The organism is Sciscionella sediminilitoris, from assembly GCF_000737195.2.
Classification (GTDB): domain Bacteria; phylum Actinomycetota; class Actinomycetes; order Mycobacteriales; family Pseudonocardiaceae; genus Sciscionella; species Sciscionella sediminilitoris.
The window spans coordinates 39179-64038 of the sequence record NZ_JALM01000013.1 but is presented as its reverse complement, the minus strand read 5'-3'; the positions used below and the strand labels follow the sequence as shown (position 1 = coordinate 64038).

Genomic DNA, 24860 nt, shown 5'->3' with positions numbered 1-24860 from the left:
CACCTTCGGTCTGACCGAGCAGGACCCAAAAAGCTCGACAAAGCCGCGGTGTCCCAGGACCGCGACCGCGATTACGTGCTGCCTCAGGCTATTCGGCATTTGGCCGACGAGAGGGAGCTGATTCACGTCGATCCCCTCCCCGCCCCGGGTGAGTAGCGGTTCACCGCGGAGCTCCGCGGTCACCCATTTCCCGCATTGACCGGCGAACACCGCCTCACTACCGTCGATTCATGCCCCGCACGCGCCTGGCTTTCCTGGCCCTGGCCGTGGTCCTGCTCGCCCCGTTCGGCCTGCCGTCCGCGGGCGCCGAACCGGCCCCGTTCCACTGGGGTGTGGCCACCTCCGGATACCAGGCCGAGGGCAGCGCCCCGGACAGCAACTGGTCGCGCTATATCGCCGCGAACGCCGGAACGGGCGGCATCGATCCGTACGGGAACGGGGTGGATTTCCGGCATCGCTACCGCGAGGACATCCGGCTCGCCGCGGGGATGGGCGTGAACACTTTCCGGTTCAGCCTCGAATGGGCGCGCGTACAGCCCCGGCCCGGGGTGTGGGATCGGCGGGAGCTGGCCTATTACGACGATCTCGTCCGGCGGATCCGCGCGGCGGGAATGACCCCGATGATCACGCTCAGCCATTTCGTCTACCCGGGATGGGTGCGGGACAACGGCGGGTTCGCCGCACGCCGCACCGTAACGGATTTCCTCGCTTTCACCGAGCAGATCGTGCGCCGCTACCGGGGCGAGCACGTGTTGTGGGTGACGTTCAACGAGCCGACCGTGTTCCTCGGCGACGAACTCAAGCTCGGCACCCTCGATCTCGGCCGGATTCCCGCGTGGCGGGCGAATCTCGTCGCCGCGCACCGGCAGGCCTACGATCTGATCCACCGTATCGATCCCGGTGCGCTCGTCACCAGCAACCAGTCCTTCACCTCGGTGTTCAACCCGGCGACCGACCTGCTCGTGCTCGATGCGATCAAGGACAAGCTGGACTACCTCGGCATCGACTACTACTACGGCGCCAGCCTGGACAATCTGTCCGCGATCAACGGCGCATTCGGGAAACTGTGGGACATCCGGCTCGAGCCGGAGGGTATCTACGATGCGCTGCGCTACTACGCGAACCGCTATCCGGGGCTGCCGCTGTACATCGTGGAGAACGGTATGCCGACCGACAATGGCTTACCGCGTGCCGATGGCTACACCCGCTCGGCGGCACTGCGCGATTCGATCTTTTGGGTGCAGCGCGCCAAAGCCGACGGGATGAACGTGATCGGCTACAACTACTGGAGCATCACCGACAATTACGAGTGGGGCAGCTACCGGCCGAGGTTCGGGCTGTACACGGTGGACGCCCGCACCGATCCGCGGCTGAGCAGGAGACCAACCGATGCGGTGGCGGCCTACCGGGATGTGATCGCCCGCGGCGGGGTTCCCGGCGACTACCGGCTGGTGCGCGGACCGGCCTTCTGCTCGCTCGACGATCCCCCGGTCAGCTGCCTGCACCCGGCCGACCCGAACGGTCCGCGCGCCCGGCTCGGTGCCACCGCCGGGATCAGCGCAGCACGTGCCGGGGTCGGCTAGGTCCGGCCAGCAGCGAGACCGCGATCGCGCCCGCCCGCCGCAGCGCGCCCGGGCTGCCGTTCAGCCCGCTGTGCACCGTCGCACCTTCGAGCAGCAGGAACAGATGCTCGGCGAGCTCGGCCGGTTCGGCGATGTGCGGGTGGTCCTCGATGATCAGTCTGGCCAGCAGCTGCTGTACCTGGTTCTTGTGGTCCTCGATGACCGCTCTGCCCTCGTGCCCTGGCGGCAGTTCGGCCGCGGCGTTGAGGAAGGCGCAGCCCCGCGAGAGGTCCACCCCGGGATGTTCGAGGTAGGTGTCGAACACCACGAGCACCCGCGGCGGGGCGGCCGCGGCCAGCTGCGCCTGCAGATACTCCCACCAGTCCAGGTGCCGGTGCCGCAGGTACGCCACCACGAGCGCGTCCTTGGAGCCGAAGCAGTCGTAGAGGGTTTTCTTGGTCACGGACGCTGTTTCCGCGATCGCGGCGACCCCGACGGCGTTGATCCCCTTGCGATAGAACAGCTCGGCCGCCGCGGCGAGCACCCGGGAACCAGCATCCGTGAGCACCGCTCGTTCCGTCATACCTCGACTATACCGACCGGTGGGTTGACCTCGCGGCAAACCCTCTGGCATCGTAAACGAGGTATACCAGTCGGTATAGATCAGGCGAACCCCGAGGATGGATCATGCGAACGATGACCGCTGCCGTGCTGACCAGGCACGGCGAACAGGACGCGCTCGAGGTGCGCCGCGATCAACCGGTGCCGACACCGGGCGAGGGCGAAGTGCTGGTGGCGGTACGGGCGGCCGCGATGAACAACACCGATCTCTGGACGCGCAGGGGCGCCTACGGAGTGCCCGGCGATCCGGAGGCGCGCACCGGCTGGCGTGGTCCGATCGACTTCCCGCGGATCCAGGGCGGGGACAGCGCCGGGGTCGTCGAGCAGACCGGTCCGGGTGTACCGGCCGAACTGCGCGGCACGCGGGTGCTCGTCGATCCGGCGCTCTATCGCGATGCGGGCGAGCACGCCCCGCCGGTCGGGTTGCTCGGCAGCGAGGCGGACGGTGGCTTCGCCGAATACGTCGTGGCGCGGGCGGAGCGGGTGCACGATGTCAGCGGCTCACCGCTGCCCGATGAGCAGCTGGCCGGTCTCCCGGTCGCCTATGGGACGGCGATGGGCATGCTCGAACGCGCGGAGATCGGTGCCGGGGAGACGGTGCTGGTCACCGGGGCCTCCGGCGGGGTGGGGCTCGCCCTCGTCCAGCTCGCGGCGGCCCGCGGTGCCGAGGTCATCGCGGTGACCACGGCCGCCAAGCGGGAGGCCGTGCTCGCCGCGGGCGCGGCCCGCGCCGTTTCCCGCGAGGACGGCCCGCTCACCATCGCCGACCGGCTCGACGCGGTGGCCGATGTCGTCGCCGGGCCACTGGTCGAGCAGTTTCTCCCGCTGCTGCGCGATGACGGGCGCTGGGTGATCGCCGGCGCGGTGGCCGGTGCGGTGCTCCCGATCGATGTGCGCCGGCTGTACCTGCACAACCTGCGGATGATCGGTTCCGCGATGCACACCAGGGCACACTTCGCGAAACTGGTGCAGGAGGCGCGCGCGGGCTCGATCCGGCCGTTGGTCGCGGAACGGTTCCCGCTCAGCGAGATCCACGCGGCGCAGCGCCGATTCCTCGAATACCGGCACATCGGCAAGATCGTGCTCGACCCGGCGGCCTGACCGGCCCGCCCGGCCACTGCACCGGCATACTTCCCGGCATGCCCGAGATATCCCCGAAGGCCGTGCTGATCGCCGGGACGCACAGCGGTGCGGGCAAGACGACCGTGACCGCGATCCTGCTGACTGCCCTGCGCGCACGGGGACTGCGGGTACGGGCCTTCAAGCTCGGACCGGATTTCATCGATCCGGGTTATCACGCCGAAATCACCGGCGAACCCTCGATCAATCTCGATCCGTGGCTGATGGGCGAACACGGAGTGCGCCGCAGCTTCGGCCGGTGGTCGCGGGATGCGGACATCTGCGTCATCGAATCCATGGGCGCTCTCTACGACGGAGCGGACGGCACCGAACGGGGCAGCGCGGCACAGCTGGCGAAACTGCTCGGTGTCCCCGTGGTCGTCGTGCTCGACGTGTGGGGCATGACCAGGACCGCGGGCGCGATCCTGGACGGACTGCGCGCCTTCGACCCGCAGGTTCGCATCGCCGGTTGTGTGCTCAACCGGACCGGAAGCCAGGCGCATGCGCGAATGGTGCTCGACGCCCTTCCGGAACGGCTGCGCGGCCTGGTGCTCGGGAACGTGCCGCGCTCGGCCGAACTCGACATTCCCGAACGGCATCTCGGCCTGCTCACCGTGCAGGAGAATCCCGCCGCACGCGCGCCGAACTGGGCACGGGCGGGCGAACACATCGAGACCGGGCGCCTGTCCGCGATCGCCTGTGGCGCCCCGGTTCCCGCTCCGCCCGTGGCACCCGTCCGGGAACCGCTCGCCCGCCTGGCGATCGCGCGGGACCGGGCGTTCTGCTTCTACTACGCGGAAAACCTGCACGCATTGCGCGCGGCGGGATTCGAACTCGTCCCCTTCGCCCCTGCCGAACAGGAACGCCTGCCCGGAAACATCGACGCGGTGTATCTGGGCGGCGGTTATCCGGAAAGTTTCGCCGAACAGCTCGCCGGCAACACCGCGCTGGCCAGGCAACTGCGCGACCGGGCGGCAGCCGGGCTCCCGGTCTACGCCGAGTGCGGTGGCCTGCTGTATCTCGCCCGCTCGCTGACCGGTTTCGACGGGCGGAAACACCCGATGGCCGGAGTGCTGCCGATCGATATCGCCATGGACCCGGACCATCTGGTGATCCGGTACACCGAATCGCGCACCACCCGGGCGAGCGTGCTCGGGCCGCGCGGAACCGTGTTGCGCGGCCAGGAATTCCACCAGTCCCGGGTGATCGACGCCGATCTCGAGCCGGGTCTTTTCACGGTCACCACGAGTACCGGTGACTCCTTTCCCGCCGGCTACCGGAGCGGAAATGTGGTGGCGAGCTATATCCACCAGCATTTCGGAGCGCGGCCGGATATCGCGGAAAACCTGCTGCGGTCCGCGCTCGGGAACCGCCCGGAACAATCGACATCCGCCGGCTGTCAATAAGCAGCCGGTAATTGTCCTGATCACCAGGTGGTGATTATTCTCGGCCGGTCACCGGGCAATGCCGCATTTCGGGCACATCCGGGCGGGGATTGCGCCATTCAGGTCATTCCGGTGCGCATCGCGACTGTGCTGCAATCGATATGACGCAAAGATTCCGTACCGAGGATGGTCACATGGGTCTGCTTCGTCGTATCGGTCTCCTCGCCACCGCCGCCGCGCTGACCGCGGGAACGGTGGCCACTCCGGCGCTCGCCGCGGGTGGATCGGATTGGCCGCCGCAGACCGGCCGCGGCCCCTGCTCGGTGAGCAAGACGGACAATGCCGGTGTTCCGATGCGGGACGGAACCATGCTGCGCGCCGATGTGTACCGCCCGGACACCACGAAGAAAGTACCGGTGATCCTGTACCGCACGCAGTACGACAAGGTGCAGGCACAGATGTCCCCGTACCGGTACCAGAGTCCGGACTGGTTCGCCTCGCACTGCTATCTGGTGGTCACCGAGGACATCCGCGGGCAGTACGCCTCGAACGGAACCTTCTCCGAATTCACCCACGACCAGAAAGACGGCTACGACAGCGTGGAATGGGCCGCGCGGTTGCCCGGCTCGAACGGCAGGGTCGGGATGTACGGTTCCTCGTACGTCGGCGCGACCCAGTGGCTGGCCGCCGAAACCGCGCCGCCCCATCTGAAGACGATCATCCCGGCGAACACCGCCGCCGACTACTACAACAACTGGACCTACGAGGACGGCGCCTTCCGGCTGGCCTTCGTCGAGCCGTGGACCATGGGCGATCTCGCCCTTTCCGCGGCGCAGAACCGGGGCGATATGGCGCTCGCGGATCAGCTCAAGAAGGCGAGCGGGAACGCCCAGCGCTGGCTCGCCTACCGGCCTTACACCGAACTCCCGCCGCTGCGGCCACAGGATCCGAAGGTCGCGCCGTATTTCTTCGACTGGCTCCGGCACCGTACCGACGGCCCCTACTGGCAGAAATGGGCGCCACAACGGTACTACCACAAGATCGGTATCCCGGTACTCGACTTCGAGGGCTGGTACGACGCCTTCCTTCCCGGCGGTATCCAGAACTTCACCGGGATGACGCAGTCGGCCGGATCCGCGTACGCCCGCGCGAACCAGCACATCGTCATCGGGCCGTGGGACCACGTCGGCTGGGGCAGGCCGCAGAGCACCGAGGCGCCGCTGCTCAAGCAGATCGGCCCGGTCGGCAATTCGCCGATCAACGAGATGATGCTGGACTGGTGGGACCACTACCTCAAGGGCAAGGACAACGGCATCGACAAACAGCCCAAGGTCCGCTACTTCGAAATGGGCGCCAACAAGTGGAAGACGGCCGCGCGGTGGCCGATCCCCGGCACCCGGTGGACCGACTACTACCTGGCCAGCACCGGAAACGCGGGCGGCTCGGGCGGAACGCTCGGATCGGCCCCGCCCGCACGGAACACGGCCGACCACTACCGCTATGACCCGCGCAACCCGGTGCCGAGTGTCGGCGGGCACTCCTGCTGTTCGGCGAGCACCGGACCGCAGGGACCCTACGATCAGTCCACCGTGGAGCGCCGCCCGGATGTGCTCGGCTACACCTCGAAACCGCTCACGAAGGACACCGAGGTCACCGGACCGATGACGGTCACCCTCTATGCGAAGTCCTCGGCACCGGACACCGACTGGACGGCCAAGGTCAGCGATGTGCACCCGGACGGCAGTGTGGTGAACCTCAACAATGGGATCGTGCGGGCCAGTTTCCGCGAGTCACACACAAATCCGACCCCGATCGTGCCGGGCAAGGTCTACCGGTACACGATCAAGGTCTGGCCGTCGAGCAATCTGTTCAAGGCCGGGCACCGGATCCGGCTGGACATCTCCTCCAGCGACTACCCGCAGTTCGATCCGAACCCGAACAACGGTTCCTGGGCCGGGGAAACGGATCGGACCACGGTCGCGCGGCAGACGGTGCTGCACGATGCGGCGCACCCGTCCAAGCTCACCCTGCCGGTCATCCGCTGACCGGGCCGAGATCGGGCGTGTCGCGCAGTTCGATCGTGGTGCCCGCCTCGTGGAGTTCGAGCACGATCAACTCGTTACGCCCGGAACGCCACAGCGGAGCCGGCGCATACAAGGTCTGCTGCGGGCCCACATTCCAGTACCGGCCGAGCAGGAACCCGTTCAACCACACCAGACCCTTCGTCCATCCCGGCAACCCGATGAACCCGTCCGCGGGCGAACCCACCCTGGCATGCGCGCGATGGAACACCGGTCCGGCGGCATCGGTGCCACCGCGCCGGAACCGCAGTCCGGCGAGATCGTCCAGCGGAAGCGGGCGCATCTCCCAGCCGAACAGTGTCTGCCCGGCGAGCTTGACCCGGTCGGTGATCCCTTTCGGATCGGCCAGCTTGTCGGTGAAGTTGATCCGTCCCCCGGTGTCCACGAGGATGTCCAGGGTGCTCGAGGGCCCGGCGATCGCGGTTTCCACACTCTGCTCCGGTTTGTTGCGATCCAGCGTGCCGAGCGGTTTCCCGTCCAGCCAGAGCAGCGCGCGGTCGGCGAGCCCGGAGATGGTGATGGGGGATTTCTCCTGTGGCCCCTGGATTTTCGTGCGATAGTGCACCAATCCGTTGGCCTGGCCCAGTTTCTCCATGGTCAGCGGGCTCGGCCCGGTCTTCGGCGTACTGAGCGCACCGAGTGAGTCCAGTAGCCCGGCCGATTCCGCAGGGCGCACGGTCTGCGGCGCCATCCGCTTCGGTGTCGGCGGCAACGGCTCGTCGGGCACCGGTGCGTGTTTGCCGATCGCCGCGCGGAAAACGTGGAACTTCTCGGTCAGTTCGCCGGATTCGCTGACCGGGGAGTCGTAGTCGTAACTGGTCACGGTCGGCTGATAGGTGGTGCCATCGTGGTTCGCGCCCGCTCCCCAGCCGAAGTTGGTGGATCCCGCGGCCATGTACAGATTGATCGAGGCGCCCTTGGCCAGGATCTTCTCGATGTTCGCCGCATGCTCGGCCGGGTCGGTCCGGTGGTGTTTCTCGCCCCAGTGGTCGAACCAGCCGTCCCAGAACTCGGTGCACCACAACGGACCGTGCGGCTGGATCTTCCGCAGCTTGGTGAAGTTGGCGTCCGGATCCTCGCCGCCGTCGAAGTTCACCGTGTTGAAGGTGCCCGGCAGGCTTCCTCCGCGCAGCATGTAATCGGAAGAACCGTTGCAGCAGAACAGCAAACTGTCGATGCCGCCGTGTTCGAGCATCGAGCGGATGTGGGCGAGGTGGGTCTGGTCGTCGCCGTAGCTGCCGTACTCGTTCTCCACCTGCACGGCGATGATCGGACCGCCCCGCGTGGCCTGCAGCCCGGCGATCCTGGGCAGCAGGGCGTCGAAGAATTCCTTGACATGGCGTTCGTAGACCGGATCCGCGCAGCGCAGTTCGATCTCCGGTTCGGCGAGCAGCCACGGTGGCAGCCCGCCGAAGTCCCATTCGGCGCAGATGTACGGGCCGGGGCGCAACACCACCTTCAGGCCGAGCCGGCCCGCGGTCTCGATGAACCGGGCGAGATCGGCCTGGCCGCTGAAGTCGAACTTCCCCTTGCGTGGTTCGTGCATGTTCCACGCGACATAGGTCTCGACCGTGTTGAGCCCCATCAGCCGCAGCCGGTTGAGCCGGTCCTCCCACTGCTCGGGGCGGATCCGGAAATAGTGGATCGCCCCGGAGATCACCTGGAACGGCTTGCCGTCCAGCAGGAAGCGGTCTCCCTCGATGGTCAGCCCCGCGGCGGAGCGCGCCGAGGCGAGCACCGTCCGCGGAGCGGCATCCGTTGCCATGCTCGCGGCAGCGGTACCGCCGGTGCCCGCCACCGCTCCGACCGCTGCGGCCCAGCCGAGGAACCCGCGACGCCCGATCGCACCCATTGCTCGCTCCTTTGCGAAGTCACGCAGGATCAATCAACTTCGCACAAGTTAGAACATGGCAGGCGTGCTGACAAGCCCCCGGCCGGACCGGAATCAGCCGAGGTCAGGCGTATCGCGCAGGTCGATCGTGGTGCCTGCCTCGTGCAGTTCGAGCACGATCAGCTCGTTACGTCCCGAACGCCACAGCGGAGCGGGCGCGTACAGCGTCTGCTGCGGACCAACGTTCCAGTACCGGCCGAGCAGGAACCCGTTCAGCCACACCAGCCCCTTCGTCCATCCCGGCAACCCGATGAACCCGTCCGCGGGCGAACCCACCCTGGCATGCGCGCGATGGAACGTGGGGCCGATCCCGCTCGCGGCACCGCGCCGGAACCGCACCCTGGACAGGTCGTCCAGAGCGAGCGGCCAGGCCTGCCAGTCCATCAGGATCTGATCGCCGAAGAGCACATCCCCAAAGATTCCCTTGGGATCGAGCAGTTTGTGCGTGAAGTTGAGCCGCCCGTTCGCGTCCACGAGAATGTCCAGGGTGCTGGACGGTGATCCGACCGCGGTCTCCAGCGTCTGCCCGGGCTTGTTCCGGTCCAGGACACCGAGCGGTTTCCCGTCGCAGAACACCAGCGCGCGGTCGCCGAACCCCTCGATCGCGATCGGGGTTTTCCGTTGTGGTCCCTGGATTTTCGTGCGGTAGTGCACGAGCCCGTTGGTCTGGCCGAGCCGTTCCATGGCCAGCGGGGTGGGCAGCTTGCGCATCTCGGCGAGCGAATCGAGCTGGTCGAACAGGTTCGCCGATTCGGCAACGCGCACGGCCTGCGGGGCCATCCGTTTCGGCGTCGGCGGCAGCGGCTCGTTCGGCACCGGTGCGTGTTTGGCGATCGCCGCGCGGAAGGCGTGGAACTTCGCGGTGATCTCCCCGGACTCGCTGACCGGCGCCGCGTAGTCGTAGCTGGTGACCACCGCCCGGTAGGCCTTCTCCGGATTGTCCGCATCGGCACCGGCGCCCCAGCCGAAATTGGTCGAGCCCGCGGCCATGTACAGGTTGACCGACGCGCCCTCGGCCAGGATCCGGTCGATATTGTCCGCGAACTTCCGCGGGTCCCCCTGCTCGCGCGGTTGCCCCCAGGAGTCGAACCAGCCGTCCCAGAATTCGCTGCACCACAACGGTCCGTGCGGCTGGATCTCGCGCAGTTTGGCGAACTTCGCCGCCACATCGGCGGTGCCGTCGAAGTTCACCGTGTTGAAGGTGCCCGGCAGATGACCCCCGCGCAGCATGTAGTCCTCGCTGGCGCTGTTGCAGCAGAACAGCAGGCAGTCGATGCCCGCGGCCTCGTACCGTTCCCGCAGATGTGCGAGGTATCCGGTGTCGTTGCCGTAGCTGCCGTACTCGTTCTCGATCTGCATCGCGAGCACCGGGCCGCCCCTGCTGGACTGCAGCTCGGCCAGCCGCGGCAGCAGCACCGCGAAGTATTCGTCGACATGGCGCAGAAAGCGCGGATCGGAGCAGCGCACCCGCGCTTCCGGCTCGGCGAGCAGCCAGGAGGGCAAGCCGCCGAAATCCCACTCCGAGCCGATGTAGGGACCGGGCCGCAGCACCACGTTGAGCCCGAGTTCACCCGCCGTGCGCACGAACCTGGCCACATCGGTGAACCCGGAGAACTCGAACCGCCCCTTCTCCGGTTCGTGCAGATTCCAGGGCACATAGGTCTCGACGGTGTTCAACCCCATCAGCCGCATCCGGTTCAGCCGGTCCCGCCACTGCTCCGGGTGGATCCGGAAATAGTGGATCGCGCCGGAGATCACCTGGAACGGCTTGCCGTCGAGCAGGAACCGGTCCCCGTCGACGGTCAGTCCGGAACCGCGCCGCGCCCCCGTGAGCACGGTGCGCGGGCCGAGTTCCCCGGCCGAGGCACTGCCCGCCGTTCCGGCGATCGCTCCCGTCGCCGCGGCCAAGCCGAAGAACCCTCGCCGCCCGATGGCATTCATTGCCAACTCCTTCACAAGTTCACGCAAAATCGATCAACAGCGAACAAGTTAGGGTGCGCAACGGTCCTTCGGCAAGTACCGGTTCGAGGGGCGCGTGCGCACGACCGGTGAGCGGGCGCTCGCGCGAGCGTGACCGTATTCCCGCTTGTCCAGGCAGCAGTACCGGAGCGTCGGCAACTATTCGGGAACCGGTAACCCGGCAAGTGGTCCTGCTCCACCTGGCCGCCGCATCGTGTTGAGGTATCCCACACGGAGGAGGAACCGGACATGGGCAAGCTTGCTCGGCAGGCATTCGCCTCGTTCGCCTGCCTCGCGGCCGTCTTCGGACTGGCGGCCTGCGGCTCGAGCGCGGCACAGGACAGCGGTTCCGGGCGCGACCCGGGCGAACTGGTGTTCGCCTCGATTCCCAGCGAGAACGCGACGAGCCTGCAGCAGGAGATGCACCCGCTCGTGGCGATGCTCGAACGCGAGACCGGCAAGAAGATCAAGGTGCAGAACGCGACCAACTACGCGGCCGTGATCGAGGGCCAGCGCGCGGGCAAGATCGATATCGCGGCCTACGGCCCACTGTCCTATGTGGTCGCCAAGGCGAACGGGGTGCGCATCACCCCGATCGGCGCGCAGGTACAGCGCAAGGGAGATCCGCCGCAGTACCGCTCCTATGGGCTCGTCAAGGCCGGTTCCCCGATCAAGGACCTCGCCGGGTTCAACGGGAAGAAGGTCTGCTTCGTGGACCCCAACTCCACATCCGGTTACCTGTACCCGAAAGCCGGGCTGACCGAGGCCGGGGTCGATCCGGACAAGGGCATCAGCCCGGTCATGTCCGGCGGGCACGACGCCTCGGCACTCGCGGTCGCGAATGGACAGTGCGATGCCGGGTTCGCCTACGATTCCATGGTCGACAAGCTGCTGCCGCAGCGCGGCCAACTCCCCAAGAACGCACTGCGGGTGGTGTGGAAATCGGCGATGATCCCGGGCTCGCCCATCGCGATCTCGGACAATCTGCCCGGGCAGACCAAACACCAGCTCACCCAAGCGTTCGCGGGCAAGGCGAACGCGGATTACCTGCGCACCAAGGGATTCTGTTCCGGGAACTGCGATATCCAGGGCTACTGGGGTTATGCCCCGGTCACCGACAAGGACTTCGACTCCGTCCGCAAGGTCTGCGCGATCACCAAGGATGTCCAATGTCGACAAGCGAGCTGATTCCCCTGGCGCGCAAGGCGAGCGCGGAACCGGTGATCCACCTGGACGGGCTCGGCAAGCGGTTCGGCAGCGGAACCGGTCAGGTGCGGGCGCTCCGTTCGGTCTCGGTCACGATCCGGGAGGGCGAGCGGGTCGCGCTGCTCGGTCTCTCCGGTTCCGGGAAATCCACGCTGCTTCGCCAGATCAACGGTCTGCACCTGCCGAGCGAGGGCGAGGCGACCGTGCTCGGCACCCGGTTGCACACGGGTGACCGGCGGCGGTTGCGCGAACTGCGGCGCCGCATCGGGTTCGTGTTCCAGCAGTTCGACCTCGTCGGCAGCCGGACCGCACTGGAGAACGTGTGCACCGGAGCACTCGGCGAACTGCGCGGCCCCCGGCTCGGCCTGCTCAGCTATCCGCGCCGGATCCGGGAACGCGCACTCGCCGGGCTGGCGGCCGTCGGGCTCGCCGAACACGCCTTCCAGCGCGCCGACACGCTTTCCGGCGGACAGCAGCAACGGGTCGCGGTCGCGCGGGCCCTGCTCCCCGGACCGCGCATCCTGCTCGCCGACGAACCGGTGGCCTCCCTTGATCCCGAGTCGAGCGCGCAGATCATGCGGTTGCTCGCCGAGGCGGGCAAGGGCAGGACCGTGCTGTGCAGCCTGCATCAGGTCGAGCTCGCGCTCGCGTTCGCGGACCGGATCATCGGCTTGCGCGATGGCACGGTGGTGCTCGACCGGCCGACCGCGGAGCTGGACGGTTCCTCGGTGACGGAGATCTACGCGCAGGTCGGGCCGGACCTGGCCGGGGCGCGCCGATGACCCTCGCGCTTCCCGCCGGTATCGAGCGACCACGACCCGCACGGCTCACCGCCGGGCTGGTGCTGCTCGCCCTGCTCGCCGCCGCGGTATGGGCACTGGTCGATCTCAAGATCAACTTTGCCACACTCGCGGACAGCGCGGGCAATGCGATCGCCTTCGGGAAACGCATGTTCCCGCTGGATTTCCCCGCGATTCCGGAACTGCTCGCGCTCTGCGGGCAGACGCTGGCCATCATGGTCTGCGCGACCGTGCTCTCGGTGCTGCTCAGCATTCCACTCGCCCTGCTCGCCGCACTGAACACCACACCGAACCGGGCCACCCGCGGGGCGGCGCGCGCCGTGATCGTGCTCGCCCGCGCGGCACCCGATGTGGTGCTGGCGATCGTGGCTTTCCGGGTGTTCGGGCTCGGCGGGCTCACCGGGGTGCTCGCCATGGGGCTGCATTCGGTCGGCATGGTCGGCAAGCTCTACGCGGACGCGATCGAGCACATCGACCCCGGTCCGCGGGCGGCGATCCGCGCGACCGGGGCCGGGAAATGGCAGGAGCTCACCGCCGGCGTGCTCGCCCAGGTGCTGCCCTCCTTCGTGGCCACCGCGCTGCACCGGCTGGACATCAATCTGCGGGTCTCGGTGGTACTCGGCTTCGTCGGAGTGGACGGGATCGGTTACGCGATCGCCAATGCCTTCGAACGCCTGGACTATCACCGGGGGATGGCACTGGCCCTCGTGGTGCTGTGCCTGTGCGTACTGATCGAGCTGATCTCCGGGACGATCCGGCGTGCGTTACTGGGCACCGCGCGCCGCACCGGCACACCGCGGGCGATTCCCGGCCTGGCACGGCAACCGTGGACCTTCGCGCGGGTGCGCCGCGCCGGGTACGCGGTGCTCACCCTCGCGGTCATCCTGATCTCGGTTCCCGGCGCGGGAATCTCGCTCGCCCAGCTGGGCAACGGATTCGGGAAACTGTTCGGGGTGCTCGGCGAATTCCTCCCACCGGCCACGGCGGGCATGGCGGGACAACTGCTCGGCGCGCTGCTGGTCACCGTGCAGATCGCGCTCGCGGGCACCCTGCTCGGGCTGGTGCTCGCCATCCCGATCGGCGCACTGGCCGCGCGCACCGTGGCGCCGACACCGCGCACCGCCCGGGTGTTCCGCGCGATCCTGGTGCTCGTGCGCGGCATTCCCGAACTCGTGCTCGCCATCGTGTTCGTGGTGGTGACCGGGCTCGGACCGGTGGCGGGCACCCTCGCGCTCGGCATCGGATCCGTGGGGCTGCTCGGGAAACTCGTCGCCGATTCCCTCGAGGAGCTCGACGAGGGCCCGGCACGCGCGGTGCGGGCGACCGGGGCCTCACGGTGGCAGGTGTTCTGGGCCGCGACCGTGCCATGCGCGATTCCCGCGCTGATCGCACACGTGCTCTATCAGCTCGACGTGAACATCCGCTCCGCCACCCTGCTCGGCATCGTCGGGGCGGGCGGCATCGGGTTCTATCTGCTCTCCGCAGCGCAGGTGCTGCAGTTCGGCGTGGTGACCACGATCGTGCTGGTGATGCTCGCCGTGGTGCTCGCGGTCGAGGCACTCGCCGTGTGGCTGCGCCGGGTGCTGTCCTGAACCGCGCGACAACTGTTCGGGGAATTAACCTGCCCGGCGGCGGACGGCCAAATGCGTGAGGTTGTCCGGACAAGAGCGGCGCGCACGCTGATCGTGTGGTCAGAAGCAGATACGGGCAGATCGCCGACACGCTCGCCGCGGAGCTCGGTGAACTGGAACCGGGAACCAAAGTGGCGAGCGAACATTCCATCGCCACCCGGTTCGGAGTGAGCAGGGCCGCCGCCCGGGCCGCCGTCCAGGAGCTCGAGGGAAGGCTGCTCGTGCGCCGGGTCCGCGGCGCGGGAACGTTCGTGAACCGGCGGATCGACTATGTGATCTCGCAACGGAAGGCACCCTCCTGGCACCGCACCGTGCGGGAGGCGGGTGCCCGGCCACGCTCGGTGGTGCGTGAGGTCAGCCCATGTGAGCTGCCCGCCGAACAAGCCTCCTTGTTGGAAAGAAGCGAGTTTGCCCGGGCACACCGGCTCGTCCGGCAGTACTACGTGGACGGCCTGCTCACCTCGGTGTCCAAGGAATGGATCCCCGCCGATGTGGTCGCCGACATCGATCTCGCGGTGCACGCCGAGGAATCGGTCGACACGATCCTGCGGCAGATGGGCCGGGTGTGCCCGGTGCGTGCCTGGTGCCGGGTCAGCTATTCGATACCGGATGCCGAGACCGTGCGGGCCCTGGAGACCGAACCGCACCGGCCGGTGTGGCTGGTGGAAAGCATGAGCAGGGACACCGCTTCCGGGCGGCCGGTCATGTGCAGCACGACCTGGTCGCTTCCGGAGAGCTCGCGGATCGTCGTGGAACTCGAGACGAGCCCGGAAAACCTTGAGGAAAGGGAAGAAACCCATGAATCGTGAACGGCGCTGCGCGCTGCTCGCCGCCGCGCATCCGGAGGAACTGGCCGAGGCGGCGGAGGACTGCCTCGCCGGGCACCCCGAACCGAACGTGCTCCGTTCCCCGGAGGTCGGCTGTGTCTCCGTGCAGGTGCGCGAACCCGTTGTGCGGGAACGGTTCCTGCTCGGGGACGTACTCGCCTGCCGGGCCGAGGTGGAATTCGGCGGGCACCGCGGCTGGGCACTGCGGCTCGGCGAGGACCGGGCGGCGACCCTGGCCGCGGCGATCCTGGACGCGGCTTCCCAAGGCAGCCAGGAAAACCGGGTGCGCGTGCTGTGCGACCAAATCGCGGAGCGCGTCGCCGCCGAGGAGGCAGCGGAATGGGACGTGCTCGCCCCGACCGTCGTCGAATTCGAGGAGCTGACATGACCGCGATCAGTGCCCGGCTGCACCCGGACCAGGCGCAGCTGATCTTCCGCGCCGTGCTCGACGCGCTCAGCGAGCCGGGTACGGTGCGGCAGCTGCCCGCCGTATCACCGCTGTCGCCCGCGCTGCTTCCGGTGCTCGCGCTCGCCGATCTGAGCACCCCGTTCCACTGCTGCGGGGAGCCGGAATGGACGGACACGGTGCACACCCTCACCTCGGCACCCGAGAGCGGACTCGGGGCCGCCCGGCTCGTCGCGGCACCACATGCGCTGAGCGCCACCGAGCTCGGCGAGCTCGCCGTCGGCACCCCGCTGGCCCCGGAACGCGGCGCGCTCGCCGTGCTTTCGGTGCCCGCGCTGGAAGGCGGTGCCCCGCTGCGACTCTCCGGTCCCGGCGTACCGGGATCCAGGCGGATCGCCCCGGGCGGACTGCCGGAGAACTTCCCCGCCGCACGGCGCCCGCTGACCGCGAACTTCCCCGCGGGAGCGGATCTGCTGCTGGTCACCCCGTCCGGCGCGATGGCCGGGCTCGCCCGAACGACCCGAATCGAGGAGTGCTGATGGGATATTCCGGTGTGCGCGGCGGAATGGAGGCCATCCTCGCCGCCGAGAACCTGGTCCGCACCGCGCGCGATCACGCACCAGCCGAGTGGGCCGCCACCGGTCAGATCATCGCCCGGTTCCGGCTCGCCGTGGACCGCATCATGGGTGAGGCGGGACTCTACGACGAGGCGATCGCCGCCGATGCCTTCCGGCAGGCCGAGGGCGATGTGCTGGAGGCCGCGCATCTGGTGCGGGCGCACCGTTCCCGGCTCCCCCAGCTCGCGGTCAGCGAGCCCGTGGATCCGGACGAGATGTTGTTGCTGCGCCGGGTCGTTCCGGCCAACCGCACCCCGGACGGACCGCAGCTGCTCGGCCGGACGACCGACTACACCGGACGGTTGCTCGACCGCCCGGACGGACCACCCGATGCCGAACCCGATCCGGTGCCCGCCGCGCGCACCGAACCGCAGCGGCGGCCGACCCGGTTCTACGAACTGCTGCGCAAACTCGATCTGGTGGTGGATCACCGGGGCGAGCAGGCCGAGGACCCGGAACCCTTCGACATCACCCGCGCCGCGGCCCGGCCACCCGCGCCGCGCTCCGCAGCGCTGTCCAGCATGGCCCGCGCGGAGACCGGAGCGCTCGTCGGGCTGTGGTACCGCTCGATCCTCGGCCCGGACGGCGATATCCACGAGGTCACCCTCGGCGAGGTACGGCACGGCCGGATCACCGTCGAGGTACGGCATCCGCACACTGGGAACCCGGTCGCGGTCGGCGAGGTCCGGGCCAGCGAGGCGGAGGCGATCGAGGACCTGGACGGCGCCGACGAGGACCGCACGAAATTCGACGTGGGCTACGGGCTCTGCTTCGGACACAACGAACGCAAGGCGATCGCCATGGCCAATCTGGACATCGCGTTCCGCCGCTCCGATGTGGACAGTCCACTGGAACAGCTGCTGCTGCTCACCATCGACGGACTGGACTCCGGCGGCTTCCTCGAACACCTGAAACTGCCGCACTACGTGACCTTCCGCTCGATGGTCGACCGCAAGCTCGCCGGGCGCGAGGTACGTGAATCCAGCGGCGACAACCCGAGAATCCCCGAACCGTTCGGAAAGGAATGCCGATGAGCATCGCGGAACTGCTCGAGGAACCCGAAACCGTGCCCGGGCTGCTCGACGAGACCGCCAAGCGCGAGGTGCGCAGGGCGATCCTGGCCGCGGTCTGCGTGCCCGGGTACCAGGTGCCGTTCGGCTCCCGCGAGATGCCGGTGGCCAGGGGCTGGGGTTCGGGCGGACTGCAGGTCACCCTCGGAGTGCTCGGCGCATCAGATGTGGTCAAGGTGATCGACCAGGGCGACGACGGCGGGGTGAACGCGACGAATCTGCGCCGGATGATCGCGGCGACGACCGGCTGCGCGGACACCACCGACACCCGCGAAGCGACCGTGGTGCAGACCCGGCACCGCATTCCCGAGGAGGGCCTGGAGAACGGGGATGTGCTGGTGTTCCAGGTCCCGGTACCGGAACCGTTGCGGGGAGTGCAGAAATCGGTCGCCGAATGCGCGCGGATGCACGCCGACGGGGACTACGCGGCGATGTGGGTCAGCCTTTACGAAGACGTAGTGCGCAACGGCGTCATCACCCGCTCGACGGGCTACCCGGTGCTCGTCGAAGGGCGCTACGTGCTCGCCACCAGTCCGGTACCGCGCTGGGACGTGCCGCGGCTGCACCAGTGCGCGCACCTGAACCTGTACGGGGCCGGGCGGGAGAAACGGGTCTACGCGATCCCGCCGCACACCGAGGTGGTTCCGCTGACCTTCACCGACATCCCCTTCGAGGTGGAGCACGTCGCGGGGGCGCGCTGCACCTACTGCGGCAGCTCCGAGGTGTTCCTCGTGGACGGCCGGGACGGCAGCTTCGTGTGCAGCGATTCCGACTGGTGCACCCGGGTTCTCTCCGGGGACGCCGATCTGGCCGCGCACCGCGCGCGGTCCCCGCTGCACCTGCTCCCCGATCCGGGCAACCGCGCCCGTACCACGGTCGCCGAGCCGGAAACCGAACCGCGCGAACGGCCGCCGCGCGCTTCGAGTACGGAGTGGACACTGCGGGTGGCGGACATCGGGAAGCTGTACGGGCCCGGTGACGCCGCGGCCGTCGCGGGAACCGGTCCCGAGCACGGCACCGCGATCAGTCCGGAAACCGGGGCGATCGTGGCGGCCTGGGACGTCGGTTTCGATGTGGCACCCGGCGAGGCACTGGGACTGATCGGCGAATCCGGATCCGGCAAATCGACGGTACTGCGCTGTGTCGTCGGGGACGAGGCCGCGAACAGCGGAACCGTCCATCTCTGCGATGTGGACGGTGATGTGCTCGCCATGGATCCCGCGCGGCGCAGGAAGCTGCGGGTGGACACGATGGCGGTGGTCTACCAGGATCCGGCCGCCGGACTGGATCTGCGGGTGAGCGCGGGCGGCAACATCGCCGAACGGCTCACCGCCGCGGGCTGGCGCGGCTACCACGCGATCCGCCGCCGCGCCGCCGAACTGTTGGACCGGGTCGAGGTGCCACTGTCCCGAATGGACGATCCGGTGGCCACCTTCTCCGGCGGGATGCGCCAGCGGGTGCAGATCGCCAAGGCACTGGCCACCGAGCCCCCGGTGCTGCTGCTCGACGAACCGACCACCGGCCTGGACGCCTCGGTCGCCGCCGGAGTCCTCGATCTGCTGCGCGGACTGTTCGCCGAACGGGACATCGCCGCGGTCGTGGTCAGCCACGACTTCTCGGTGATCGAGGCGCTCACCGAACGCTGCCTGGTGATGCAGCTGGGCAGGGTGGTCGAGCGCGGTCTCACCGATCAGCTCTTCCGCGATCCGCACCATCCCTACACGCAGCGGCTCGTCGCGGCCGCCCGGAGGTGAGAACATGACCGTGCTCAGCGTGCGCGGACTGCACAAGACGTTCACCCTGCACACCATCGACGGGCGCACGGTGACCTCGCTGCGCGGGGTCGATCTCGACGTCGCCGCGGGCGAACACGTGGCCATGGCCGGGCCGAGCGGGGCGGGCAAATCCAGCCTGCTGCGCTGTGTGCACCGCAGTTATCTCGCCGATTCCGGGAAGATCGTGCTGTACACCGGGGACGGCGACGTGGAACTCACCGCGCTGCCCGATCGGGCCATGGCCCGGCTGCGCGGCCGCGAACTCGGCTATGTGTCCCAGTTTCTCGCCGCGCCACCGCGGACCGGGCCACACGCGATCGTGGCCGCGGCCGCCCGGCGGCGGGGACTCGGCCGGGATGCGGCCGCCGAGGCCGCCGGGGAATCCCTGCGCGCCTTCAATCTCGACGAGGCGCTCTGGGATGTGGACGCCGCGGTGCTCTCCGGCGGGGAACGGCAACGGGTCAACCTGGCGGCGGGAACCGTGCGGCCGCCGCGACTGCTGCTGCTCGACGAGCCGGTCTCCGCGCTCGATCCGGAGAACCGGGAGATCGCGCTCGGCCGGATCGCCGCCCTCGGCGAACAGGGCGTCGCCGTGCTCGCGGTGTTCCACGACGCCGAGGCGATCCAGCGGCTCGCGACCCGGGTGGTGCGGCTCGCGGACGGGCGGATCGCGGCGAGCGGAACCGCCGCGGAGGTGCTGTCATGAACTGGCCACTGGACACCGCACCGCGCGACTACGTACTCGGGCACGCCCGCGCCGTGCTCCCCGACCGGATCCTCGAGGACGCCAGGATAGTGGTGCGCGAGGGAATCATCGCCGAGGTGCGCGCGCATCCGCCCGCGGCACCGTCCGATGTGGACGCCCGAGGTCTGCTGTGCCTTCCCGGTCTCGTGGATGTGCACAGCGATGCGCTCGAACGTGAGCGGTTGCCCCGGCCGGGTGCGGAACTGCCCTGGGATTTCGCCTTGCTCTCCCTGGAAGGGAAACTCCGGGCGGCCGCGGTGACCACGGTCTTCCACGGGGCCGGGTTCCAGCACAAGACGAGCAGGGGAACCGAACGGAACCCGGTGACCGCGGTGCGACTGTGCGAGACGGTACGGACGCGCGGGCCAGCACCCGTCGACCACCGCGTGCTCTACCGGCTGGACGTGCGCTCGGCCGAAGGGGCGGCGGTGCTCGCCGGGCAGCTGCGGGGTCCACGGCCGCTCGTTTCGCACGAGGACCACACACCGGGGCTCGGGCAGTACGCCGACCGCACCCAGATGGAGCGTTATCTGATCGGGGCGGACGGATTGTCGGCCGAGCAGGCGCGCACCCACGTGGACGAGATGATCAGCGAACGCGGCCGTCTCGGCGGAGTCCTGGAACAGAACCTCGGCTGGCTCGGCGAACTGGCGAACGCGGACCGGATCCGGTTACTCGGCCACGATCCGGCCTCGGCCACGGAGGTGCGCGCGCTGCACGGGCGCGGCGGCTCGGTCGCGGAGTTCCCCACCACGCTCGAAGCCGCGCGCACCGCGCGGGAACTCGGGCTCCCGATCGTGATGGGCGCGCCGAACGTACTGCGCGGTCATTCCCACTCGGGCAATGTCTCCGCGGGTGAACTACTGGAGCACGGCCTGGTCACCGCGCTCGCCTCGGACTATCTGCCCTCCGGGCTGCTCGCCGCGGTGGGCAAGGTGGCGTACTCCCGACAAGGCTCCTTGTCCGAAGCAGTCCGCCTTGTCACGAGCGGCCCGGCGCAGATCGCCGGGCTCACCGACCGTGGCCGGATCACCGAGGGCCAGCGCGCGGACCTGGTGCTCGCGCACCTCGGCGCGCGCTGGCCCGAGGTCCGCTCGGTGCTGAGCTCGGCGGTCCAGCACAGCCAGGACGACCGGGAAGGAGCCATGGCATGCCCGGCCTGATCGAGTGGCCGGTGCCGGAGCCGGCGATCCCCGAAGACACCCATCCCCTGCTCGCCGGGGCCGCACGGGCCGCGGCGGCCGCGTTCGGTTCCGCGCGCGCAGAGCTGGACCGTGCCGCACTCGCCGAGAAGGTCCTCGACGGGGCCGACGGAACCCCGACCACCCGGCTGGATCTGCGGGTGGACACCGCGCTCGGTGAATTCGCCGAACGCGAGCGGATCAACCTGATCAGCGAGGAACTCGGACACATCGACAACGGTTCGGCGACCACCCTGGTGACCGATCCGGTCGACGGCACCGCTAACGCCGTCGCCGGTGTCCCGCTCGCCGCGTTCGCCGGGGTGCTCGCGGTGGACGGCACCGCACGTGAGGCACTCACCTGCTGGCTGGACACCGGCCGTTGCTGGACCGCGCACGCGGGCGCCCCGGCGCGGTACCGCACGAGCGGGCGAACCGGCCTGGACGGGGCCGCGGTGAGTCTGCTGCGCCCGCATCCGGGCAAGTCCGCGGGCTGGTTCCGGGTCGCCGAACGCGCGGGCCGGATCCGGATCCTGTCCAGCACCTGCCTCGAAGCCGTGCTCGTGGCCGAGGGAGCAACCGATGCCTTCGCCGACGCGGGTTCGGACACCCACCGGATCGTGGACCTCGCCGCCGCCATGGTCACCGTGCCCGCGGCCGGTGGAACGGTGCTCGATCTGCACGGACGCCCGCTCGAGCTCGACCCCGATCTGCGCAGGCGCTGGTCCGGGATCATCGCGGCGAGCAGACCACTGGCCGAGGAACTCGCCGCGACGATCCTCGGCTGATGCTCGAGCGGTCAGTACCCCGGAAACCACCGGCCCGCACCCCGGGCCGGTGGTGACGGCGCACCGTCAGCGGCAGCTACCGCAGCAGCCGCAACCCTTTCCGGTGCAGTTCGAACAGCAACCACAGCCAGGGGGCACCGGAGTCTGTTCGTTCATGACACGCCTCCTCAGGTCGCGTGATGCGCATACGACCATAAAGTGCGCCCTATGAGCCAGAAACCGCCATTCGTGTGCCGGTGTTCTCAGTGCGTGCGACTTCCGCTGCTGCGAGGTGGAACTCCCCGGTACGCACACCTTCGCGAAACGCCACCCATTCCCGGGCCGTGTAGCGCAGTTCCGCGCCGTTCCCGCGCAGCACCGCGCCCCCGTCCACGGTGTGCTCGATCCCGACCACCCCGTTGTCCGCAGTGCCGTGCAGCACATCGGCGAGCAGCCGCGCCCAGTGCCGCTCGGGCACGGTGATGACCGCCGAATCCGCGCCGAACTTGCTGTCCCGCACCGAGACCTGCCCTCTCGCCGCGAAGGTGACCTCGACGCAGGCGTTCGCGTTCGAGGAGTGCGAGGACTTGAACCAGCCGGTGAGACGGGATGTTTCGGCGGAAACCTGGACAGTCATGCCGGTCATGATAACGCCCGGATCCGTTCCATCACGAGGTCAAAGGACTCCCGCGTGCTCAGGGTGCGGGCCACGGCCTCGGCGTAGGTCAGGCTCAGATCCCGCACCTGGGCCTCGTCGTCGATGATCCCGACCGCGGTGACGGTCTCCTGCCAGGCCAGGGTCGGCAGCCGTGCGCTGGCGAAATCGAGCAGGTGGAAGGTGGAGGCGCCGAACGCCCCGCAACCGGTCGCGGTGAACGGGATGATCCGCAGCTCGAGCACGTCCGGGTGCGTCTCGATCATCCGAGCCAGATGGGTCAGCTGCTCGCGCAGTACCCGCTTTCCCCCGGTCTGCTGCATCAGCGCCGCCTCGCTCACCACCGCGGTCAGCGAGACCGGATCGGAGCCGGTCACCCGCAGCTGGCGCTGCCTGCGCGCGGCGATCCGCTGGTCCACCTCCACCTGGCGGATCGTCGGGATCTCCGGGCTCATCAGCGCCCGCGCGTATTCCGGGGTCTGCAGCAGTCCGGGGATCAGCAGGCTCTCGTAGGTGCGAATGCCGCAGGCCCCGTATTCCAGGCCGTACAGGCGCAGCACCTGCTCGCTGAACACCCCGGAGTAGTCCGCCCACCAGCCGCGCTGCTTGGCAACCTCGCGCAGTGCGAACAGCTCCGCGCGCTCGGTCTCGTCGAGCTCGAACAGTTCGGCCAGCATGCCGAGCTTGTCCTCGGCGAGGATCTTGCGCTCGTTCTCCACCGCCGACCAGTAGTTTCTGCTGAACCCGAGCTTCGCGGTGAGACTCGGGACGCCCACGCCCAGTTCCTCGCGGCGCCTGCGCAGCCGCAGCGCGAGCTCCCAACCGGCCACCGTTGGCGAGCTCGGTGAGCTTGCCGAGGTCGTGGTCATGACAGCCCCCTCCGCTCGTTTCCGGCGGAAAGCCTACCCGAATCTTGACAAGTTACCTCCATCGGTTACGGTAACTTACAGCATGCAGGCCCCTCAGGAGGTTCCGATGAGTTCCGGTTCGCCGCTGCGCTTCGCGGCGGGGGCACTGCTGGTCATCCTGCTGCTCGCAGCGGGAAGCCTGCTCGTGACAATGGCTTCCTGAAACCGGGCGGACCGAATTCCGAGCGTGACCAGAACCGTTCGTGCATACCGGTAATAGCAACCGGCACGGTTCCGCGGCAACGCGCGAGTTGGTAGACAGAAAACACCGAAATGTGAACGGGAACACAATGGAAACCGTTCCTTACCTTCCGGTGAACAACCTACCAAATGCGCGGCCGAAGAGCAGCACGAGAGGCAACCATGACTCGGTCAACGGGGCCAGGCAGGACAGCGGAGACCAGCAGAGAATCCTTGTTCAGCAAGGACAACAGGGGCATTCAGGTTCGAATCTTCCTCGTCACCTGGATCGCGTACGCCGCCTATTACTTCACCCGCCAGGCATTCTCGGCGGCTAAGGTCGGAATTCTCGCCGACCCTTCGGTAAACAATATCCTCGACCAGCACATGCTCGGAAATCTGGACGCCCTCTATCTGTTCGGTTACGCGGCGGGGCAGTTCACCTGGGGGCATTTCGCCGACCGTTACGGGCCACGTGTCGTCGTGCTCGGCGGAATGCTGCTCTCCGTGGTGGCCACCGTGTTCCTCGGCCTGACCACGGCGGTGTTCTTCTTCATCCCGCTCATGCTGGTGCAGGGCCTCGCCCAGGCGACCGGATGGGCGCCACTGTGCAAGAACGTGAGCGCCTTCTTTCCCGCGCGGGTGCGTGGCCGGCTGCTCGGCGTCTGGAGCACCAACTACGCCTTCGGCGGGCTCGCCGCGGCACCGCTGGCCGGGTGGATCGCCTACAGCATCGCGCACAGCTGGCGGGCCGCGTTCTTCGCCGGAGCCGCGGTGCTCGCGCTCGCCACGGTGCTGGTTTTCCTGTTCCAGCGCGACTCCCCCGCCGATGCCGAACGGGAGCACGCGCCGAAACCGGAGCGGGTGGGGATCGCCGCGATTTTCCGGGCCGCGTTCGCCGACCGGATGGTGCTCACCATCGGATTCTGCTACTTCTTCGTCAAACCGGCGCGGTACGCGATCCTGTTGTGGGGACCGGTTCTGGTCGCCGAGAGCGTACCCGGGGTGAGTGCGGTCACCGCGGTCTTCGTGCCGGTCGCGTTCGGGATCGCCGGGGTGCTCGCGCCCATCCTGATCGGTTATGCCTCGGACAAACTCTTCGGCGCGCGCCGGGTTCCGCCGTGTGTGTTCGCGCTCGGCGGCCTCGTCGTGATCCTCGCGCTCACCAGCGGAATCACCGCGACCGGCTCGATTCCGCTCATCACAGGGGCGCTGGCGCTCATCGGGCTCACCGCCTACGGGGCGGACGCGATGCTCTCCTCGGTGGCGGCGGTGGACTTCGGCACCAGCGAGCACGCCGCGGGTGCCACCGGTTTCGTGAACGGTTGCGGCTCGGTCGGCGCGATCCTCGGCGGCCTGCTTCCCGGTTACCTGTCCACGAACGGGCTCTTCTACGTCTTCGCCGCCGCGGCACTGCTCGCCGCGCTGTTGCTTGCTCCCCAGTGGAACCGCCGGCCGGCGGCCGCGTGAACGA

The 24860-nt window shown here is 68.7% G+C and carries 21 protein-coding genes; 16 read left to right on the top strand and 5 right to left on the bottom strand.

Features of this window, described 5'->3' with window-relative positions; translation table 11 throughout:
* Positions 1-230: 230 nt before the first annotated feature.
* Positions 231-1583, top strand: coding sequence for a glycoside hydrolase family 1 protein (locus AD72_RS06120; RefSeq protein ID WP_082468783.1), 1353 nt, complete (start codon positions 231-233; stop codon positions 1581-1583).
* Here the strand turns inward: AD72_RS06120 and AD72_RS06115 are convergent.
* Complete coding sequence (locus AD72_RS06115) at positions 1555-2145, bottom strand: TetR/AcrR family transcriptional regulator (protein WP_051898037.1); 591 nt, start codon at positions 2143-2145, stop codon at positions 1555-1557. The genes AD72_RS06120 and AD72_RS06115 overlap by 29 nt on opposite strands.
* Before the next feature lie 104 nt (positions 2146-2249).
* Here AD72_RS06115 and AD72_RS06110 point away from each other — a divergent pair, with 104 nt between their 5' ends.
* The 3 genes from AD72_RS06110 (at position 2250) to AD72_RS06100 (ending at position 6732) form a co-directional block, all read left to right on the top strand.
* A complete protein-coding gene (locus AD72_RS06110; RefSeq protein ID WP_343123698.1) occupies positions 2250-3284 on the top strand; it encodes a zinc-binding dehydrogenase in 1035 nt (344 codons plus the stop codon).
* A 38-nt stretch (positions 3285-3322) separates the two neighbouring features.
* Positions 3323-4708, top strand: a complete 1386-nt coding sequence (locus AD72_RS06105) for a cobyrinic acid a,c-diamide synthase CobB (RefSeq protein ID WP_031465414.1) — start codon at positions 3323-3325, stop codon at positions 4706-4708.
* A gap of 173 nt (positions 4709-4881) precedes the next feature.
* A complete protein-coding gene (locus AD72_RS06100) occupies positions 4882-6732 on the top strand; it encodes a CocE/NonD family hydrolase (RefSeq protein ID WP_037344979.1) in 1851 nt (616 codons plus the stop codon).
* Here the strand turns inward: AD72_RS06100 and AD72_RS06095 are convergent.
* Complete coding sequence (locus AD72_RS06095) at positions 6722-8620, bottom strand: glycoside hydrolase family 35 protein (RefSeq protein ID WP_031465412.1); 1899 nt, start codon at positions 8618-8620, stop codon at positions 6722-6724. The two genes, AD72_RS06100 and AD72_RS06095, sit on opposite strands and share 11 nt — an antisense overlap.
* Before the next feature lie 93 nt (positions 8621-8713).
* On the bottom strand, positions 8714-10600 hold the full coding sequence (locus AD72_RS06090) for a glycoside hydrolase family 35 protein (protein WP_031465411.1): 1887 nt from the start codon (positions 10598-10600) through the stop codon (positions 8714-8716).
* A 267-nt stretch (positions 10601-10867) separates the two neighbouring features.
* Here AD72_RS06090 and AD72_RS06085 point away from each other — a divergent pair, with 267 nt between their 5' ends.
* From AD72_RS06085 to AD72_RS06035, 11 genes are all read left to right on the top strand, one after another.
* Complete coding sequence (locus AD72_RS06085) at positions 10868-11806, top strand: phosphate/phosphite/phosphonate ABC transporter substrate-binding protein (protein WP_031465410.1); 939 nt, start codon at positions 10868-10870, stop codon at positions 11804-11806.
* A complete protein-coding gene (locus AD72_RS06080) occupies positions 11788-12606 on the top strand; it encodes a phosphonate ABC transporter ATP-binding protein (protein ID WP_051898035.1) in 819 nt (272 codons plus the stop codon). The genes AD72_RS06085 and AD72_RS06080 overlap by 19 nt, the downstream gene beginning before the upstream one ends.
* The gene (phnE, locus tag AD72_RS06075) at positions 12603-14216 is read left to right on the top strand and encodes a phosphonate ABC transporter, permease protein PhnE (RefSeq protein WP_031465408.1); all 1614 of its coding nucleotides are present in this window, start codon (positions 12603-12605) and stop codon (positions 14214-14216) included. The genes AD72_RS06080 and phnE overlap by 4 nt, the downstream gene beginning before the upstream one ends.
* Before the next feature lie 95 nt (positions 14217-14311).
* Positions 14312-15064 carry a GntR family transcriptional regulator gene (locus tag AD72_RS06070; RefSeq protein ID WP_037344977.1) on the top strand — a complete coding sequence of 251 codons (753 nt, stop codon included), beginning with the start codon at positions 14312-14314 and terminating at the stop codon, positions 15062-15064.
* On the top strand, positions 15054-15470 hold the full coding sequence (locus AD72_RS06065; RefSeq protein ID WP_031465406.1) for a phosphonate C-P lyase system protein PhnG: 417 nt from the start codon (positions 15054-15056) through the stop codon (positions 15468-15470). Before AD72_RS06070 ends, AD72_RS06065 begins: the two co-directional genes overlap by 11 nt.
* Positions 15467-16027, top strand: coding sequence for a phosphonate C-P lyase system protein PhnH (gene phnH, locus AD72_RS06060; RefSeq protein ID WP_037344975.1), 561 nt, complete (start codon positions 15467-15469; stop codon positions 16025-16027). Before AD72_RS06065 ends, phnH begins: the two co-directional genes overlap by 4 nt.
* Positions 16027-17139: a carbon-phosphorus lyase complex subunit PhnI gene (locus AD72_RS06055; protein ID WP_031465404.1), complete on the top strand. Its 1113-nt coding sequence runs from the start codon at positions 16027-16029 to the stop codon at positions 17137-17139. The genes phnH and AD72_RS06055 overlap by 1 nt, the downstream gene beginning before the upstream one ends.
* Positions 17136-18929 (top strand): alpha-D-ribose 1-methylphosphonate 5-phosphate C-P-lyase PhnJ, encoded by a 1794-nt coding sequence (locus tag AD72_RS06050; RefSeq protein WP_037344973.1) that lies wholly within the window; start codon positions 17136-17138, stop codon positions 18927-18929. Before AD72_RS06055 ends, AD72_RS06050 begins: the two co-directional genes overlap by 4 nt.
* A gap of 4 nt (positions 18930-18933) precedes the next feature.
* Positions 18934-19656, top strand: coding sequence for an ATP-binding cassette domain-containing protein (locus AD72_RS06045; protein ID WP_031465402.1), 723 nt, complete (start codon positions 18934-18936; stop codon positions 19654-19656).
* The gene (locus tag AD72_RS06040) at positions 19653-20858 is read left to right on the top strand and encodes an alpha-D-ribose 1-methylphosphonate 5-triphosphate diphosphatase (RefSeq protein WP_051898032.1); all 1206 of its coding nucleotides are present in this window, start codon (positions 19653-19655) and stop codon (positions 20856-20858) included. The genes AD72_RS06045 and AD72_RS06040 overlap by 4 nt, the downstream gene beginning before the upstream one ends.
* A complete protein-coding gene (locus AD72_RS06035; RefSeq protein ID WP_031465400.1) occupies positions 20846-21664 on the top strand; it encodes an inositol monophosphatase family protein in 819 nt (272 codons plus the stop codon). Before AD72_RS06040 ends, AD72_RS06035 begins: the two co-directional genes overlap by 13 nt.
* Before the next feature lie 205 nt (positions 21665-21869).
* Here the strand turns inward: AD72_RS06035 and AD72_RS06030 are convergent, their stop codons facing one another.
* The gene (locus AD72_RS06030) at positions 21870-22280 is read right to left on the bottom strand and encodes a DUF397 domain-containing protein (RefSeq protein ID WP_197284886.1); all 411 of its coding nucleotides are present in this window, start codon (positions 22278-22280) and stop codon (positions 21870-21872) included.
* 5 nt (positions 22281-22285) lie between these two features.
* Positions 22286-23167: a Scr1 family TA system antitoxin-like transcriptional regulator gene (locus AD72_RS06025; RefSeq protein ID WP_031465398.1), complete on the bottom strand. Its 882-nt coding sequence runs from the start codon at positions 23165-23167 to the stop codon at positions 22286-22288.
* 402 nt (positions 23168-23569) lie between these two features.
* On the opposite strand from AD72_RS06025, the gene AD72_RS06020 reads away from it, so the two are divergent.
* On the top strand, positions 23570-24856 hold the full coding sequence (locus tag AD72_RS06020; protein WP_231644742.1) for an MFS transporter: 1287 nt from the start codon (positions 23570-23572) through the stop codon (positions 24854-24856).
* Positions 24857-24860 lie beyond the last annotated feature (4 nt).

Bases quoted from the DNA above. Each gene is read 5' to 3' on its own strand.
- phnH (WP_037344975.1), top strand. From the start codon at position 15,467: ATGACCGCGATCAGTGCCCGGCTGCACCCGGACCAGGCGCAGCTGATC.
- AD72_RS06045 (WP_031465402.1), top strand. From the start codon at position 18,934: ATGACCGTGCTCAGCGTGCGCGGACTGCACAAGACGTTCACCCTGCAC.
- AD72_RS06025 (WP_031465398.1), bottom strand. From the start codon at position 23,167: ATGACCACGACCTCGGCAAGCTCACCGAGCTCGCCAACGGTGGCCGGT.
- AD72_RS06120 (WP_082468783.1), top strand. From the start codon at position 231: ATGCCCCGCACGCGCCTGGCTTTCCTGGCCCTGGCCGTGGTCCTGCTC.
- AD72_RS06080 (WP_051898035.1), top strand. From the start codon at position 11,788: ATGTCGACAAGCGAGCTGATTCCCCTGGCGCGCAAGGCGAGCGCGGAA.
- AD72_RS06095 (WP_031465412.1), bottom strand. From the start codon at position 8,620: ATGGGTGCGATCGGGCGTCGCGGGTTCCTCGGCTGGGCCGCAGCGGTC.
- AD72_RS06115 (WP_051898037.1), bottom strand. From the start codon at position 2,145: ATGACGGAACGAGCGGTGCTCACGGATGCTGGTTCCCGGGTGCTCGCC.
- AD72_RS06090 (WP_031465411.1), bottom strand. From the start codon at position 10,600: ATGAATGCCATCGGGCGGCGAGGGTTCTTCGGCTTGGCCGCGGCGACG.
- AD72_RS06040 (WP_051898032.1), top strand. From the start codon at position 19,653: ATGAACTGGCCACTGGACACCGCACCGCGCGACTACGTACTCGGGCAC.
- AD72_RS06085 (WP_031465410.1), top strand. From the start codon at position 10,868: ATGGGCAAGCTTGCTCGGCAGGCATTCGCCTCGTTCGCCTGCCTCGCG.
- AD72_RS06020 (WP_231644742.1), top strand. From the start codon at position 23,570: ATGACTCGGTCAACGGGGCCAGGCAGGACAGCGGAGACCAGCAGAGAA.
- phnE (WP_031465408.1), top strand. From the start codon at position 12,603: ATGACCCTCGCGCTTCCCGCCGGTATCGAGCGACCACGACCCGCACGG.
- AD72_RS06050 (WP_037344973.1), top strand. From the start codon at position 17,136: ATGAGCATCGCGGAACTGCTCGAGGAACCCGAAACCGTGCCCGGGCTG.
- AD72_RS06110 (WP_343123698.1), top strand. From the start codon at position 2,250: ATGCGAACGATGACCGCTGCCGTGCTGACCAGGCACGGCGAACAGGAC.
- AD72_RS06100 (WP_037344979.1), top strand. From the start codon at position 4,882: ATGGGTCTGCTTCGTCGTATCGGTCTCCTCGCCACCGCCGCCGCGCTG.
- AD72_RS06035 (WP_031465400.1), top strand. From the start codon at position 20,846: ATGCCCGGCCTGATCGAGTGGCCGGTGCCGGAGCCGGCGATCCCCGAA.
- AD72_RS06065 (WP_031465406.1), top strand. From the start codon at position 15,054: ATGAATCGTGAACGGCGCTGCGCGCTGCTCGCCGCCGCGCATCCGGAG.
- AD72_RS06105 (WP_031465414.1), top strand. From the start codon at position 3,323: ATGCCCGAGATATCCCCGAAGGCCGTGCTGATCGCCGGGACGCACAGC.
- AD72_RS06055 (WP_031465404.1), top strand. From the start codon at position 16,027: ATGGGATATTCCGGTGTGCGCGGCGGAATGGAGGCCATCCTCGCCGCC.
- AD72_RS06030 (WP_197284886.1), bottom strand. From the start codon at position 22,280: ATGACTGTCCAGGTTTCCGCCGAAACATCCCGTCTCACCGGCTGGTTC.